Source organism: Rhizobium sp. BK602 (assembly GCF_014195095.1).
GTDB lineage: Bacteria > Pseudomonadota > Alphaproteobacteria > Rhizobiales > Rhizobiaceae > Rhizobium.
Map to the genome: position 1 here is coordinate 524278 of NZ_JACIBC010000002.1, position 16202 is coordinate 540479.

General features: G+C 62.3%; 15 protein-coding genes. 7 read left to right on the forward strand and 8 right to left on the reverse strand.

The features are described from left to right. Positions 1-179: 179 nt before the first annotated feature. The 3 genes from cysN to FHX11_RS08100 all read right to left on the reverse strand — a co-directional run bounded on the left by cysN (position 180) and on the right by FHX11_RS08100 (position 3509). Entirely contained in the window at positions 180-1688 is a 1509-nt protein-coding gene (gene cysN, locus FHX11_RS08090; protein ID WP_184356819.1) for a sulfate adenylyltransferase subunit CysN, read from the reverse strand. Between the two features lies 1 nt (position 1689). After that, complete coding sequence (cysD, locus tag FHX11_RS08095; protein WP_184356821.1) at positions 1690-2643, reverse strand: sulfate adenylyltransferase subunit CysD; 954 nt, start codon at positions 2641-2643, stop codon at positions 1690-1692. A 128-nt stretch (positions 2644-2771) separates the two neighbouring features. After that, positions 2772-3509, reverse strand: coding sequence for a phosphoadenylyl-sulfate reductase (locus tag FHX11_RS08100; protein ID WP_184356823.1), 738 nt, complete (start codon positions 3507-3509; stop codon positions 2772-2774). Positions 3510-3988: 479 nt separating this feature from the next. On the opposite strand from FHX11_RS08100, the gene FHX11_RS08105 reads away from it, so the two are divergent. Further along, positions 3989-4435 (forward strand): Rrf2 family transcriptional regulator, encoded by a 447-nt coding sequence (locus tag FHX11_RS08105; protein ID WP_184356825.1) that lies wholly within the window; start codon positions 3989-3991, stop codon positions 4433-4435. 3 nt (positions 4436-4438) lie between these two features. On the opposite strand, the gene FHX11_RS08110 is transcribed toward FHX11_RS08105, so the two are convergent. Next, entirely contained in the window at positions 4439-5800 is a 1362-nt protein-coding gene (locus tag FHX11_RS08110) for a chloride channel protein (protein WP_184356827.1), read from the reverse strand. Positions 5801-5992: 192 nt separating this feature from the next. Here FHX11_RS08110 and FHX11_RS08115 point away from each other — a divergent pair, with 192 nt between their 5' ends. Further along, positions 5993-6265: a YlcI/YnfO family protein gene (locus FHX11_RS08115; protein ID WP_184357524.1), complete on the forward strand. Its 273-nt coding sequence runs from the start codon at positions 5993-5995 to the stop codon at positions 6263-6265. Next, positions 6262-6561, forward strand: coding sequence for a type II toxin-antitoxin system RelE/ParE family toxin (locus FHX11_RS08120; protein WP_184356829.1), 300 nt, complete (start codon positions 6262-6264; stop codon positions 6559-6561). Before FHX11_RS08115 ends, FHX11_RS08120 begins: the two co-directional genes overlap by 4 nt. Positions 6562-6573: 12 nt before the next feature. On the opposite strand, the gene betA is transcribed toward FHX11_RS08120, so the two are convergent. From betA to betI, 3 genes are all read right to left on the reverse strand, one after another. Continuing rightward, a complete protein-coding gene (betA, locus tag FHX11_RS08125) occupies positions 6574-8223 on the reverse strand; it encodes a choline dehydrogenase (RefSeq protein WP_184356831.1) in 1650 nt (549 codons plus the stop codon). Positions 8224-8392: 169 nt separating this feature from the next. Next, on the reverse strand, positions 8393-9862 hold the full coding sequence (gene betB / locus FHX11_RS08130; protein ID WP_184356833.1) for a betaine-aldehyde dehydrogenase: 1470 nt from the start codon (positions 9860-9862) through the stop codon (positions 8393-8395). After that, positions 9859-10473 (reverse strand): transcriptional regulator BetI, encoded by a 615-nt coding sequence (betI, locus tag FHX11_RS08135; RefSeq protein WP_184356835.1) that lies wholly within the window; start codon positions 10471-10473, stop codon positions 9859-9861. Before betI ends, betB begins: the two co-directional genes overlap by 4 nt. Positions 10474-10624: 151 nt before the next feature. Between betI and FHX11_RS08140 the strand changes: the two genes are divergently transcribed. The 4 genes from FHX11_RS08140 to FHX11_RS08155 all read left to right on the forward strand — a co-directional run bounded on the left by FHX11_RS08140 (position 10625) and on the right by FHX11_RS08155 (position 14760). Next, positions 10625-11173: an HdeD family acid-resistance protein gene (locus FHX11_RS08140; protein WP_184356837.1), complete on the forward strand. Its 549-nt coding sequence runs from the start codon at positions 10625-10627 to the stop codon at positions 11171-11173. A gap of 247 nt (positions 11174-11420) precedes the next feature. Next, positions 11421-11672, forward strand: coding sequence for a type II toxin-antitoxin system ParD family antitoxin (locus tag FHX11_RS08145; protein ID WP_184356839.1), 252 nt, complete (start codon positions 11421-11423; stop codon positions 11670-11672). A gap of 203 nt (positions 11673-11875) precedes the next feature. Then, on the forward strand, positions 11876-13681 hold the full coding sequence (locus FHX11_RS08150; RefSeq protein ID WP_184356841.1) for an EAL domain-containing protein: 1806 nt from the start codon (positions 11876-11878) through the stop codon (positions 13679-13681). 80 nt (positions 13682-13761) lie between these two features. Continuing rightward, complete coding sequence (locus FHX11_RS08155; protein WP_184356842.1) at positions 13762-14760, forward strand: NAD(P)H-quinone oxidoreductase; 999 nt, start codon at positions 13762-13764, stop codon at positions 14758-14760. On the opposite strand, the gene FHX11_RS08160 is transcribed toward FHX11_RS08155, so the two are convergent. After that, entirely contained in the window at positions 14741-16165 is a 1425-nt protein-coding gene (locus tag FHX11_RS08160; protein WP_184356843.1) for an MFS transporter, read from the reverse strand. The two genes, FHX11_RS08155 and FHX11_RS08160, sit on opposite strands and share 20 nt — an antisense overlap. Between the last annotated feature and the right edge of the window lie 37 nt (positions 16166-16202).

Here is a 16202-nt window from a genome sequence, read left to right on the forward strand (position 1 = left end):
ATCGTATCTATGCCCTTGAAGCGGGGCAAGCCATCGATCCAGGCGCCATAACCGGGAGCTGGAGAGCGGCATGAGCCGCTCGTGGCAGCTTTCGAGCAGCGCTCAGCCGTTCCCCGAAGCCTCCTCTTCAATGGCGGCTGAGCCAAGCCAGCCGCCATCCTTTGCATATATTGCGACGATCAGATGTCGCTGGCCGCGTTTGCCCAGATCTCCGCGGCCTGCGCGGCGGTGACACGGCGGACTTCGGTCTCATCACGACGGCTGGCGAAGAGTTCGCTCGCCATGATCTGCTCGGCGAGATCCGCCGGCAGGGAGAGCAGAACGCGCTGGCCTTCCTTGTGGATGCCGCCGACATCGGTGCGCTTGCCGGTGATCATACCGCCGGCAATCGTATTGTTGGTCTCCGGATCGATGAGGATGAAGGAGCCGGTCGAGCGGTTCTGTTCGTAAGGGTCGAAGACGGCGGCTTCATCGAAGGTCAGGCGAACCTTGCCGATGGCATTCATCCACAGCGCCTGCGCCGGCGCCCAGGCGCCGGTCTTGAGCTCAAGCTGGGCGATGGGCTGAACCTGCACGCGCTGGCGGCGGCTGCCGCTCTTCAGCCAGTAGCGCTTGCCGGGCTCGATGCCTTCCGGCTGCAGCGCGACGATCTGGGCGTCGAAGGAGAGGCCAGATTGCGGCTGGCTGTCGATGGCGACGATCATGTCGCCGCGCGACACGTCCACCTGGCGATCGAGAACGAGCGTGATGGCATCGCCGGCGACGGCGGCATTGCGCACCAGATCGAAGGTCACGATCTTCGAGACGTTGGCGACCATGCCCGACGGCAGGATCATGACACTGTCTCCGGGCTTGACCGAGCCGCCGGCAACCGTGCCCTGATAGCCGCGGAAGCTCTCGCCGGGGCGGGAGACGCGCTGTACCGAGAGACGGAACCCGACCGTCTGCGCCGAGCGGACAGTCGCCAGTTCCAGCGTCTCGACCAGGGTCGGGCCGCTGTACCACGGCATGGCGGCCTGGCCGGAATAGACGACGTTTTCGCCCTTCAGCGCCGACATCGGGATAGCCGTGATCTGCTTGACGCCAAGCGAAAGGGCGAATTCGCGGAATTCGTTCGAAATCTTTTCGAAACCGGCGCGGTCGTAATTCGTCAGGTCGATCTTGTTGATGGCGAGCACGAACTGCTTGATGCCGAGCAGCGAGGCGATCGTGGCATGCCGGCGGGTCTGCTCGAGGATGCCCATGCGCGCATCGACCAGAAGCACGGCGAGGTCGGCGGTCGAGGCGCCGGTCGCCATGTTGCGGGTATATTGCTCGTGGCCGGGCGTGTCGGCGACGATGAAGGAGCGCTTGTCGGTCGAGAAATAGCGGTAGGCAACATCGATGGTGATGCCCTGTTCGCGCTCGGCCTGCAGGCCGTCGAGCAGCAGGGCGAAGTCGGGCAGGCCGAGATCGTTCTGCTTGCCGGTGGAGTCGCGTTGCAGCGTGGCGGCCTGGTCTTCCTTGACCGCCTTGGTGTCCCAGAGAAGACGGCCGATCAGCGTGGATTTGCCGTCATCGACACTGCCGCAGGTGATCAGGCGAAGGGGGCGCGAGTCGCGTATGGCCTGGGCCGGCTCGGCAGCAATAGCGGTGCTGGCTCCGGCGGTCGGCATCGTGACGACATTTGCGGTTACGGCTGCAGTCATCTCAGAAATATCCTTCGCGCTTCTTCTTTTCCATGGAGCCGGACTGGTCGCGGTCGATGGCGCGGCCCTGCCGTTCGGAAACCGTGGCGATTTCCAGCTCTGCAATGACGTCTTCAAGGGTGGTGGCGGTGGAGCGGATCGCGCCCGTCAGCGGGAAGCAGCCGAGCGTACGGAAGCGGATGACCTCCTCGCGCTTGACCTCGCCGGGCAGCAATTCGAGCCGCGGATCGGCCGCCATGATCATCATGCCGTCGCGCTCGACGACCGGACGCTTCGCGGCGAAATAGAGCGGCACGATCGGAATATTTTCGGCCTGGATATAGCGCCAGATATCGACCTCGGTCCAGTTGGACAACGGGAAGACGCGCACGCTTTCGCCCTTGCGAATCTGGCCGTTATAGACGTTCCAGAGTTCCGGGCGCTGGTTGCGCGGGTCCCAGCGATGGTCCGGCGTGCGGAAGGAATAGATGCGCTCCTTGGCGCGCGAGGCTTCCTCGTCGCGGCGCGCACCGCCGAAGGCGGCATCGTACTGGCCGGCATCGAGCGCCTGGCGCAGGGCTTCCGTCTTCATGATGTCGGTATAGCGGGCCGAGCCGTGGGTGAAGGGCGTGATGTTCTCCGCCTGCCCGCGCGGATTGATGTGCTCGATCAGATCAAGATCGTACTTCTTCACGATTTCGTTGCGGAAGGTGATCATCTCGGCGAATTTCCAGCCGGTGTTCACATGCAGGAGCGGGAAGGGGACACGGCCGGGATAGAAGGCCTTGCGCGCCAGATGCAGCAGCACGGAGGAATCCTTGCCGATCGAATAGAGCATCACCGGACGCTCGAATTCGGCCGCCACCTCGCGGAAGATATGGATGGACTCGTTTTCCAGCGCTTTCAAATGCGGGTCGAGCGGCGGCTTGCTGCTTTGCGGATTGGAGAGTTCCGTATCCGGGTGGCTATCGGGCATTTTCAACTCCAGAACTTAATCAATGGCCCCAGCCGGAAACGGCCGGAAAAACAGGATGCTTTGGTCCCCGGTAGGTTGGCGGCGGACTGGCCGCGCCTCGAACCGATGCCGGGAACCGGCGGGGTATGTCATTGCGCGGCGATGGCCGCCTCTTCGGCGACATGCAGGCCGCATTCGCGCTTCTCGTCGTTCTCCCACCACCAGCGGCCGGCGCGCTCGGGCTCGCCCGGCTTGATGGCGCGGGTGCAGGGTTCGCAGCCGATCGAGGGGTAGCCGCGCTGGTGCAAGGGGTTCACCGGCACGCTGTTGTCGGCGACATAGGCGCGGATCGCGTCGATGTCCCAGTCGGCAAGCGGGTTGACCTTGATGAGATTGCGTTCAGGGTCGTATTCGGCAAACGGCGTCTCCGCACGGTTGGCCGACTGGCCGCGGCGCAGGCCGGTGATCCAGATGGTCGCGCCGGATAGTGCTCGCGCAAGCGGCTTCAGCTTGCGCACGCCACAACAGGCATGTCGGGCTTCGACACTTTCGTAGAAGCCGTTGAGGCCATACTTCGCCGCATAGGCGTCGACATCGGCCTGCTCCGGCTCGTAGCGGATGATATGAATATCGTACTGGTTTTCCGTCTCGTCGATCAGCGCCACCGTCTCGGGAAAGAGGCGGCCGGTCTGCAGTGTCGCGACGTCGATCGGCAGGCGATGATTGCCGATCTCGGCGGTGATGACCTGATCCTCGATGCCGAGCGACGTCGTGAAGACGGCGCGGCCGCCGAGGCCGGCAACGAAAGACAGGCGGCCGGCGAGGTCAAGCGCCGCCAGCCGGCTATTCAGCGTCCTGGCGTCTTCGATAAGTTGGGTGGCAGTCATAGGGGGTCCTGTCCTGATTTTGCCGGGAGTATCGCAGCTTGCGGTGGCGGCGGACAGAAAAAGCGATTTCGAAAGCAAGGCGAAAGGGAGCAAATATCTCCATGAAGCCGCACCCCTGAGAAAAAGCAACCGCCTCGGCTATTAACCAAGGCGTTTTGCCCCCAGAGCGGGCCGGCGGAGACGTGCCGATAAGATCAAACATATCTAAGCACTTGCTTTAATGTCTATAGAAATAGTAGAGTTACACGCAGCTTGTCAAATGGAAATCGGAAGTGATGGGCAAAAAGGTGCGGACAGTCATAATCTGCGCTAAACTATGGGCATAGTGGAAAAAATGAAAACAAGGCTGGGTTGCTGGCTGCTGCCGACTTTCCGTGATTTTCGTCCCTGCTGCGAAGAGCCTCCGGAAAGCCTGAGCTCCGAGATCACGGATCGGATAGGCCGGCAAACGCATCGCATGTGTGTGTAAGCGGTTCGCAATGATCACTCAGAAAGCAAAATACGCGCTACGGGCGCTGTCTGCTCTGGCCCAGGCCGAGGCGGGAGAGCCTGTGATGATTTCCGACATTGCCGCGCAGCAGAAGATTCCCAAGAAGTTTCTGGAGCAGATCCTGCTCGATCTGAAACATCAGGGCGTCGTCATCAGCCGGCGCGGCAAGCAGGGCGGTTATCTCCTGCGCAGGCCCGCCGACGAGATCACCTTCGGCGAGATTCTGCGCATCATCGATGGGCCGATCGCGCCCTTGCCCTGTCTTTCCATCACCGCCTATCGCCGCTGCGACGATTGCGACGGCGAGCAGACCTGTGAGATCCGCCATGTCTTCGCAAGGGTTGCCGACGCAACCCGCAAAGTCCTGTTCTCGACCACCATCGCCGATGCCGTGGCGCGGCCCGACGAAGCGGAAGTCACCCGGCTGCTGGCATAGGCCTTATCCTGCGGCGTGGTCTCCGGCGGCATCCTTCTCCAGCGTGCGCCGCGACCGGATTGCCGCCGCGATGAAGACGCGGGACAGGCCGTGATAAAGCGGCTCGCGCGAGAGCAGACGTGAGGTGACATAGCCGATCATCGATACCGCCATGATTGGTATCACGGCCTGATGATCCCCCGTCATTTCCAGGATGATCACGAAGGCCGTCATCGGTGCCTGCACGACGCCGGCGAAATAGCCGGCCATGCCAAGGATTGCCGCCAGCGCGATGCTGCTGCCGATCAGCGTACCGACGGTGCTGCCGAGACCGGCGCCGACCGCGAGCGACGGCGCGAAGATGCCGCCCGGAATGCCCGATATCATCGACAGGAAGCTCGCAAGCAGCTTTTCCAGGAAGAAGAGCAGGGGCAGGGCGTGTCCTTCGACGGCGCCGCGCGCCTGTTCGTAACCCGTACCGAACGTATTGCCGCCCGAGGCGACGCCGATGATGGCGACGGCAAGGCCGCAGCAGCCGGCAAGCATCAGCACGCGCTTGAGAGGCTGTGGCTGCGCCCAGCGACGGATGCGGATGCCGGCATGGAGCGCCAATCCGCTGAATGCCGCCCCAAGCGCCCCGCCGCCGACGCCGCAGATCAGGACCAGTGCCCAATCCACGAGTGCTGTCGGCGCGGCATCCGCCGTGCCGAAATAATTATAGCTGCCGGAGAGCCCGAGCGCGGCCAGGCCGGAGAGGATGACGGCGGTCAGCACCAGGCCGTTGGCGCGCGATTCATAGGTGCGGCTCATTTCCTCGATGGCGAAGACGATGCCGGCAAGCGGCGTGTTGAATGCCGCCGCGATGCCGGCCGCCGAACCCGCAAGGATCAGCCCCTTGGCCTGCGCCATCCCGCCGAAGCGAGCGACCGCCAGCATGAAGGACGCGCCCACCTGCACGGTCGGCCCCTCGCGGCCGATGGATGCGCCGCAAAACAATCCGAGGACGGTCAGCACGATCTTGCCGAAGGCAAGCCGGAGCGACAGCAGTTTCGAGCGGTCATCGTCGTGATGCAGATGCCGCGCCGCGATCGCCTGGGGAATGCCGCTGCCTTGCGCATTGGGAAACAGCGTCGTGGCGAGATAGGCCGAAAGCACGAAACCAAGTGGCGTCAGCACCAGCGGCAACAGCCAGGTCCATTCTCCCGAGTTTGTCACGCCCGCAAAGGCATGCTGCGCCAGATCGGCCAGCTTGGCAAAGCCGACGCTGATCACCCCGATCGCCAAGGCGCCCGTCCAGAATACCAAGCGTGGCCGCCAGAGATTGAAAGACCCCCAGAATACGCGGGAGCGGCGGAGCAGTTTGGATTTGCGGTAGATGGGGGGCATGGGATTTTGAACCGGCAGGCTGAGCAATATGTCCACTTAGGACTCAATTCTGAATAGTCTGCTTAAAAACGGAGGATCGGGATATTCACACTGTCTTACAAGACTTCACTTTGTTGCCGAAGTTTGCGGCAGCATTGACATGTTTCAGCGGCCCCTTAAAATGCATCGCAATTGCAATGCAAGGGGTGAATGATGAAATCCGCTTCCATTCCTTCGTTGAGGGTCGCTCCGGAACTGCGCGCGGCCGCCGAGAGCGTGTTGAAAGAGGGTGAAACACTCTCAGCTTTTGTGGAGAATTCGCTAAAGGCTCAAATCGACCATAGGCGAGCACAAGCAGAATTCATTGCGCGGGGCATGGCCGCGCGCGAGGAAGCCAAGCGTACGGGTGTTTACTACAGCGCCGACGAGGTGGTTGACGAATTGAGGGAGATGCTTGCAGCAAAGATAGCGAGCAAGAAAAATTGAAATACGCCGTTCGTTATGCCGGCTCTGCTCGTGACGATATCAAGCGGCTCTATGCCTATCTGCTCGATCGCGATGAGAATACCGCCGCCCGCGCCATTTCCGTCATTGAAGGCGCCATGAAGATGCTGGCGGACTTTCCGTTCAGCTGCCGCAAAGCGTCCTCGGACAACGCATTTCTCCGCGAACTCGTCATTCCGTTCGGCTCGTCCGGTTATGTTGCTCTATTCGAGATTGAAGACAGCGAGACAGTGACCATACTGGCGATCAGGCATCAGCGCGAAGAAGATTATCACTGATACCCGCTAAACCTACCGATCGCTTGTCTCCCAGCGCGGATTGATCCACGGCTCCTGATTGGATCTTGCAAGCCTAGGCTTGCCGAGGATGTGATCGGCGGCTTTCTCGCCGGTCATGATCGAGGGACCGTTGAGATTGCCGTAAGTCACATGCGGGAAGATCGAGCTGTCGGCGACGCGCAGGCCGTCGACGCCGATGACGCGCGTGTCGGGATCGACCACCGCCATCGGATCGTCCTTCGAGCCCATCTTGCAGGTGCCGCAGGGGTGATAGGCGCTTTCCAGGTGCTCGCGCAGGAAGGCGTCGATCTGGTCGTCGGTCTGGACATTGGCTCCCGGCTGGATTTCAGCGCCGCGATAGTCGTCGAAAGCCTTCTGCCCGAAGATCTCGCGCGTGAGGCGGACGCAATGGCGGAACTTCTCCCAGTCTTCCGGATGGCTCATATAATTGAAGCGAATGACCGGATCGGCCTTCGGATCGGAGGAGCGCAGCGTGACGTTGCCGCGCGACTTCGACAGGTTGTAGCCGACATGGACCTGGAAGCCGTGGCTCTTGGCCGCCGCCTTGCCGTCATAGCTGATGGCGACCGGCAGGAAGTGATACTGGATATCCGGCTGCTTGATGCCCGGCGCCGAGCGCAGGAAGGCGCAGGCTTCGAACTGGTTCGAGGTGCCGAGCCCCTTCTTGAAGAACAACCATTGCGCGCCGGCAATGCCCTGCATGTACCAGGGCAGCCAGGAATAAAGCGAAACCGGCTTCAGGCTGGTCTGCTGGAAATAGAATTCCATATGGTCCTGCAGGTTGGCGCCGACGCCTGGCCGGTCCACCTTCACCTCGATGCCCATGTCCCGCAGATGCTGTCCTGGGCCAATGCCGGAGAGCATCAGCAGCTTCGGTGAGTTGAAGGAGGAGGCCGAGACGATCACTTCGCGGTTGGCCCTGATGACCTCGATCTTGCCGCCGCGCTCGACCTCGACACCCACGGCGCGGCCGTTCTCGATCACGATCTTGCGGGCGAAGCAGCGGATGAGCTCGACATTCGGCCGCTTCAGCGCCGGCTTGAGATAGGCGGTCGCAGCCGACCAGCGCCGACCCATCCAGGTCGTCTGCTCCATCAGGCCGAAGCCTTCCTGCTTGCTGCCATTATAGTCTTCCGTCGCCTCGAAGCCCGCCTGCTTGCCGGCTTCGATGAAGGCGTGGAAGAGCGGGTTGCGAGCGTCGCCGCGGCGCACATGCAGTGGCCCGTCGGTGCCGCGCCAGCCCTCTTCGCCGCCATGCGAATGCTCCATCCGCTTGAAATAGGGCAGCACGTCGGCATAGGCCCAGCCTTGCGCGCCAAGCTCTTCCCAGCGATTGAAATCCTCCGCGTGACCACGGACATAGACCATGCCGTTGATCGAGGAGGAGCCGCCGATCACCTTGCCGCGCGGCGCGGTGATGCGGCGGTTGTTGAGCTGCGGCTCCGGCTCGGAGAGATAGCCCCAATTGTAGCGGTCCATGCTCATCGGCCAGGCAAGGGCCGCCGGCATCTGGATGAAGGGGCCGATATCGCTGCCGCCGAATTCCAGCACGATGACCGAATGCTTGCCGTCTTCCGACAAGCGGTAAGCCATGGCGGAGCCGGCCGAGCCTGAGCCGACGATGACGAAATCTGCTTGCATGACCATGTGCTCCAGGTGGACAGGGGCGTAAATCGAGGTGGCTTACACCCTCCCGCTGAGGGGGAGGGTCGGCCAAAGGCCGGGGTGGGGTGATTGCTGGTACGTGCGCTGCGGCAGGTCACCCCCACCCGCCGCTATGCGGCGACCTCCCCCTCAAGGGGGAGGTGGTTCAATAAGGCGCCTGTACCGGCCCCATGCCGACATAGACCGTCTTCAGCTCGGAATAATGCTCCAGCGCGGCAAGCGAATTTTCGCGGCCGAAGCCGGATTGCTTGGAGCCGCCGAAGGGGATTTCGACCGGGCAGAGATTGTAGGTGTTGATCCAGAGCGTGCCGGCCTCGAGCTGGTCGACGACGCGGTGGGCGCGGGTGAGGTCGGCGGTGAAGACGCCGCCGGAAAGGCCGAACTCGGTGTCGTTGGCGCGGGCGATCACCTCCGCCTCGTCATCGAAATCGAGCACGCACATCACCGGCCCGAAGATCTCCTCGCGGGCGATGGTCATGTCGTCGGTGACATCGGCGAAGACGGTCGGCTGCACGTAATAGCCTTCGCCGGAGACATTGTTCGGAATGCCGCCGCCAGCCACCAGCGTCGCGCCTTCGGCCTTGCCCTTCTCGATATAGGCGAGCACCTTTTCGCGCTGCGCCCAGGAGACCATCGGCCCCACTTGCGTCGCCTCGTCCATGGGATCGCCGATCAGCATCGCCTCGGTGCGGGCCTTCAGACGCTTCAGGAATTCGGACTTGATCTTCTTGTTGACGAAGACGCGCGTCCCGTTCGAGCAGACCTGGCCGGTCGAATAGAAGTTGCCGAGCATGGCGCCGCCGATGGCGCTGTCGATATCGGCGTCCTCGAAGACGATCAGCGGCGACTTGCCGCCGAGTTCCATGGTGACGTGCTTCAGGCTTCCGGCGGCAGCGGCGGCGACCTTGCGGCCGGTCGGCACCGAGCCGGTCAGCGACACCTTGGCGACATCGGGATGGTTGATCAGCAGCGGTCCGGTCTCGCGGTCGCCCTGGATGACGTTGTAGAGCCCCTTCGGCAGGCCGGCCTCGATGAGAATCTCGGCGATTTTCAGCGCGCCGAGCGGCGTGTTTTCCGAAGGCTTGAACACCATGGCGTTGCCGGCCACCAGGGCAGGTGCACCCTTCCAGCAGGCGATCTGCTGCGGGTAGTTCCAGGCGCCGATGCCGACGCAGACGCCGAGCGGCACGCGCTTGGTATAGGCGAAGTCGCCGCCAAGCGGGATGTAGGAGCCGTTGAGGCCGGCAGCCGCGATACCGCCGAAGAATTCGAAGCTGTCGGCACCCGAGGTCGGATCGGCGACGATGGTTTCCTGGATCGGCTTGCCGGTGTCGAGCGTTTCAAGCTCCGAAAGCTCGCGGTTGCGTTCGCGCATGATCTCGGCGGCGCGCTTCAGGATACGGCCGCGCGCCGTCGGGCTCATGGCCGCCCATTCCGGCTGCGCCCGCTTGGCAGCGGCGATTGCCTTCTCGACGATGGCGGGGGTCGCCGCATGCAGCCGCGCGATCACTTCGCCGGTTGCCGGATAGATGCTTTCGATGACGGTGCCGTCGGTATCCTCGACGTATTCGCCGTCGATGAAATGGGAGGCGGTGGGCTGGGCTTTGAGGGTCATGTTTCAGTCCTTTGAACGGCGGCCTCTGCGGAAAGCGGCGCAAGCAGTGAATTGATGTAATCTTCCGTCAGCGCGATCGAAGCCTCGATGCTGATCGGCGCTGATCGCAGACTTTGACGGATATAAAGCCCGTCGATCATCGCGGCAGCGCCCTCGGCGATGCGTTCTGCGTCTTCACCCGGGCATAGTGCCTTGAGATTGGCCAGCAGGTTGGAGCGCAGCCGTCTCGCATAGATGACGAGGAAGCGGCGGGTCTCCTCGGAGCGCTGTGCCTCGGCATAGAAGGCGAGCCATGCGGCAATCGTCTCCGGCGTGAACTGGTCGGCATGGAAGCTGACATGGATAACGGCGGAGAGTTTTTCCCGCGGTGTCTTCGCGGCCCTCATCGCCGTCACCGTGCTGTCGCGCAGGCGCTGTAGGTGATGACGGACGGTCTCGATCAGCAGTTGTTCCTTGCTGCCGAAATAATGGTGTGCGAGGGCAGGGGAGACGCCGGCCTGCTTGGCGATTTCGGACATGGTGACGGTCAGCGAGCCGTGATCGCCGATCACGCGCATCGCGGCATCCACAAGCGCCTTGCGGCGCACTGGTTCCATTCCGACTTTTGGCATGAAGTACCCCTGAACTGCTCCGATTGTATTTTTGATTGACTGATCAATCAATAAAAAAATCACTTGCCTGCCCGATATTGGCGGAAAAGCCGCGCCCTCTTTTCGAGATTCATTTCTGTGCCATACTCTTGAGGGAGGAGGAGGTGTGGTCATGGTCAATGTTATGGATGAAATCCCCCCGTCCGCGATGCGCGACAAATGGGGTTGGTTTGTTGCGCTCGGCGTGTTTCTGCTCATCTGCGGCGCGCTCGCTTTTGGCAATCTCTTCGCCGCCACGGTCGCATCGGTCTATTATATCGGCATGCTGATGCTGCTCGGCGGCATCATCCATCTGGCGCACGCCTTTCAGGTGCGGGGATGGGAGCACATCCTGTTCTGGGCACTGAGCGGCCTGCTCTATACGGTGGCCGGCATCCTTGCCTTCGCCAATCCCTTGCTCGCCTCGGAAGCCCTGACATTGTTCCTGGCCATCGCCCTGCTGGTCGCCGGCACGTTTCGCGTCTGGGTCGGCCGCAAGCTGAAGCCGGAAAAGGGCTGGGTGTGGATCGTCATCGGCGGCGTGGTCACCGCTCTCGCCGGCATCGCGGTCGCGCTCGGTTGGCCCGTTAACAGCCTCTGGGTTCTCGGCCTGTTTCTCGCGGTCGATCTGACCTTTCAGGGCTGGACGTTGCTGGCTTTCGGCTTCGCGCTCAGGCGATAAAGGCGAGTAAAGCCGGCGGTAACGAAATAGGACTTTTTGACAAGAGGCGCGAGCGGCGCTACTCTTTATGGGTAAGCCATACGGATGAAGCGGCGGCGGAAGATCTGATCTTCAGCGCCCGATGTCCGGAGCCGGGTGTCGATGCGGACATTCCTTGAAGGCTCCGGCTGTCTATGCCGGAGCGGTCTCCTTCTGGAGTGGGTCTCTGGCACAGAATTCTACCTAAAAATAAACAGGGAGGAATATCATGCCGATGGTAACGGTTTCCATCTCTCCGCTTCAGGCTGCCGGTATCCGAGCGGCCGTCGACACAGGCACTTATGCATCTAGCAGCGAAGTCGTGCGCGAGGCATTGCGCATGTGGGATGCCGCCCGCAAGCGCGGCGACATCTGCGCCGTACCCGTTGCCGCCAACGGTCCCGACGGCCCATCGAAAAGCAGCCGTTGTGTTGCCGACATGTTTGCCGATTACGAGACGGAAAGAGCCCGGCACAACTGAACGCGGAAATTTCGCGCTGGAGATCGTGCGAGAGGTCACCGGCCTTCGTGCCGGGGCGTCTTATGGTGAGCGCTCTTTTACCATTCACGAAACTTTCACATAGGGGAAAGGTTTCGTTGACGCTTGTGGCCCATCTTGGGCCGAAAACACGCTAAATCCAAGTTTCTCAAAAACTTAATCAAGAATTCTGAGTGGAGATGGGCATGTCCCTGACTGCCGCCGTCGAGCCCGGCATATTGCGCCGGTATGCCAGCGACCAGATTGTCACGCTTGCCAAACTCGTTATTGAAAATGCCTTCCAGCCGATCGTCGAGGCCGGAACCGGCGCCGTTTTCGGCTATGAAGCCCTGATGCGCGGCCAGCAGCGGATCGGCTTCGACAGCCCGGTCGAGATCCTCGACGAAGCCGAGCGTACCGGCCAGCTGCTGGGACTGGAGCAGATGGTATCGAGCCGCGCGCTGGCGAAGTTCGCAACGCTTGCCGATGCCGCCACGGCGACGCTCTTTCTCAATCTCGATGTCCGCTTGATCCCGCAGGGCGCGGTGCTGGTCGATGGCCTGCTGCAGCATATGAGAAAGGCAGGCATCGCGCCGTCCTCCGTCTGCTTCGAATTTTCCGAGCGCTTCGACAATACCAGCGTGCCGGAGTTTTCGGATCTCGTCGCCAAGATGCGCAATGCCGGTTTCAAACTGGCGATCGATGATTTCGGGGTCGGCCATGGCGAAATGAAACTCCTGTCCGATTATCCTGTCGACTATCTCAAGATCGACCGGCATTTCGTCGTCAATATCGACCGCAGCGCCCGCAAGCGTCATATCCTGCGCAACCTCGTCAATATCGCCCATGTGCTCGGCACCCGCGTCATCGCCGAGGGCATCGAAACCGAGGCGGAGTTCCTGACATGCCGCGAATTCGGCGTCGATCTCGTCCAGGGCTGGTTCATCGCCCGGCCGACGACGCTGGTCAACGAACTGAAGCCCGCCTTTCCGCACCTTCAGGATCTCGGCAGGACGGCACGCAACAGCCAGTCGCTGGACGAGATCCTCATCCGCAAGCAGATCGAGGTGCTGCCGGCCATCCGTGAGAGCGACAGCATCGACAGTGTTTTCGAACTGTTCCGCCGCAATCCTCGCCGCGCCTATTTCCCGGTCGTCAACGTCAATGGCGAGCCGCGCGGCATCATCCACGAATACCGGCTCAAGGAATATATCTATCAGCCCTTCGGCCGCGATCTCCTGAAGAACAAGGTCTATGAGCGCTCCATCGCGCATTTCGTCGAGATGGCGCCGATCGTCGGTCTCGATTCCGACGCGGATACGCTGATGGCGATCTTCGCCAGCATGGACAGCAGCGATTGCCTGATCGTCACCGAGGGCACGCATTATGCCGGCATCGTCTCCGCCGCGTCGCTCATCAAGGTCATCAACGAGAAGCAGCTCAAGGTCGCTCAGGACCAGAACCCGCTGACCGGCCTGCCGGGCAACCGCGCCATCCACGACTTCATGCAGACCGCCGGCCGCGACGGCGATGCGATCCGGCATTTCTGCTATTGCGATTTCGATAATTTCAAGCCGTTCAACGATGCCTATGGCTTCCATCTCGGCGATCATGCCATCTCGCTCTTCGCCGCGCTGATGCGGCGCTATTTCTTTGCCGAAGGCCAGTTTCTCGGCCATGTCGGCGGCGACGATTTCTTCATCGGCGTCGCCGGCTGGAGCATGGAGGAACTGCGCGAGGTTCTGGATCGGCTGCTGGCCGATTTCCACGCCGACGTGCTGGATTTCTATTCCGCCGAGGACCGTGCCGCCGGTCGCATCCGGGGCCACGACCGCAGCGGCGCCGAAGCCGTGTTTCCGCTGATGCGCTGCTCTATCGGCATTCTCGAACTGCCCGAGGGGCTCGTCATCGACGATATCAACCGCGTCGGCACCTCTATCGCCGGGATCAAAGCCAGGGCGAAGGAGAGCGAAATCGGTGTTGCGCTGCTGAGCCTGGGCGAGACGAATTGACGCCCTCGCGCACCGGCTTCTTTTCAAGCCGGATGCGCTAGACTATCTCCACTGCTGTATCGGGAGAGGAGAGTCGAGCCATGCGCTTGCCGTCTGAAATGCGTTTTGTGGATCTGCCGTCTTTCGGCGGTCCCGAAGTCATGACCATTGCCCGTAAGCCTCTGCCGGCGTTGAAGGATGGGGAGATCCTGGTGCGTGTCGAGGCGGTCGGCGTCAACCGGCCCGATGTGGCGCAGCGTCAGGGAACCTATCCGCCGCCGAAGGATGCGAGCCCGGTGCTCGGGCTGGAAGTGGCCGGCGAAGTGGTCGATGTCGCGCCGGGCGTCACCGAGTTCGCCATCGGCAACAAGGTCTGCGGCCTCGCCAATGGCGGCGCCTATGCCGAATATTGCGCTTTGCCCGCCGGTCAGGCGCTGCGCTTCCCGAACGGCTATGATGCCGTTCGCGCGGCGGCGCTGCCGGAGACCTTCTTCACCGTCTGGGCCAATCTCTTCCAGATGGCCGGCCTCACCGAAGGCGAGAGCGTCTTGATCCATGGCGGCTCCAGCGGCATCGGCACGACGGCGATCCAGCTTGCCCACGCGTTCGGCGCCACGGTCTATGCCACCGCCGGCTCGAAGGAGAAATGCGAGGCCTGCGAAAAGCTCGGCGCGAAGCGGGCGATCAACTACAAGGACGAGGATTTCGCCGCGGTGATCAAGGCGGAAACCGGCCATGGCGTCGATATCATCCTCGACATGATCGGCGCGGCCTATTTCGAGAAGAACCTCGCCTCGCTCGCCAAGGACGGATGCCTGTCGATCATCGCCTTTCTCGGCGGTGCCGTGGTGGAAAAGGTCAATCTGCAGCCGATCATGGTCAAGCGCCTGACGGTGACGGGCTCGACCATGCGTCCACGCACGGCGGAGGAAAAGCGCGCCATCCGCGACGATCTCCTGTCGCAGGTCTGGCCACTGCTCGACGAGGGCGCGATTGCCCCCGTCATCTACAAGACCTTTGCCTTCGACGATGTCGCCGCTGCACACCGGCTGATGGAGACCAGCAATCATGTCGGCAAGATCATGTTGACGCTGACTTGAGGGTAAACGACATGGTGATGGCGACAAGGCCGGGCAGGGCCATCAGGCCGTAGAGCCATGTCGCCGCCGACAGGCTCCCCGCGATGCCGCCGGGATCGGCAAGCCCGGCGCTGTTGACGATGACGCCGGCAAATGAAGCGCCGAAGGCGCCGCCCAGCGACTGGATCATCGAGATGGCGGCCGAAGCCTTGTCGCGTTCGCTATGCTCGGCAAGGCTGATGATCCTGGCGATCAGGTGTCCCCAGCCGAGGCCGACGCCGAAGCCCATCAGGAACATGGAAGCGACGCTGGGAGCGAGCCAAACGAGGTCGCCGGCCGGATTGCTTCTGGCGACGAAGGGGATCAGCGAGGCGGTGGAGACCGTCTCAAGCACGCAGCCCGTCATGATCGCGATGACAGCTTGCCGTCCCGTAAACGATGCGCTGAAGAAGGCTCCGATCGTCCAGCCGAGCGCCACCAGCGCGACGAGATAGCCCGAGGCGAGGGGCGCGACGCCATGCAGGTTTTGCAGGAAGTAAGGAATGTAGATATCGCTCGTCAGCACCAGCATCATGGTGAACATCATCAGATAGAGCCGCGAGATCGGATTGGTCAGCACGGCGGCGCCCTCCGGCAGCAACGTAGTCCGTCCTCGGCGCTCGATGAACAGCATCGCCGCGACCAGGGCCATGGCCAGGCCGACCAGCAGGATCTTGCTCGATCCATGATCGCTTGTGCCGGCAAAGCTCGTCAGCAGGACCGCTGTAAGCAGAAGCGCAATCTGGACCAGCGGCGTTTTCCCTTCCGCGCGATCGTCCCTGACCTTTGGCAGCAGCCACCGCGCCGAAAGGGCCATGAGACCAGCCACCGGCACGAGAATGACAAAGGCCTCGCGCCACGCATGGCCGGCGGCAAACAGACCGCCGAGCGTCGGCCCGAGAACCGTGGCGACACCCCAGATCGCGGCATAGAGTGTCGAGGCCTTGCGCCATAGCGGTTCGGGATAGACGAAGCGGATGAAGGCATAGGCGAGGCCAGCGAGCATGCCGACGCCGTAACCCTGTACGGCGCGGCCGGCCAGCACGACATGCATGTTGGGCGCTGCGGCGCAGATCAGGTTTCCGGCGCCGAATATCAGTGCCGCCGCGACATAGACCGCGCGCAGGCCGATGCCTCTCGGCCGGGTCGCGACGGTGATCGAGCCGAGCACGCCGGCCGTCACGAAAAGCGTGGTCATCCAGGAAAACAACTCCAGGCCGCCGATATCGCGGACGATGGAGGGCGCGAGCGTCGCGGTGATGTAGGACTCGACCGCATAAAGGGTGACGCCGCCGCCGAGCATCAGCGTCGCGGGCAGGAGCCGGGGTGAGAACAGGGTGAAGATGGAGTCGGATTGGGATGTATCTGCGTGTTCGATGCTGGACATCGGGCGATTCCTTGGTGTTTTCCCTGGCGAATAATTA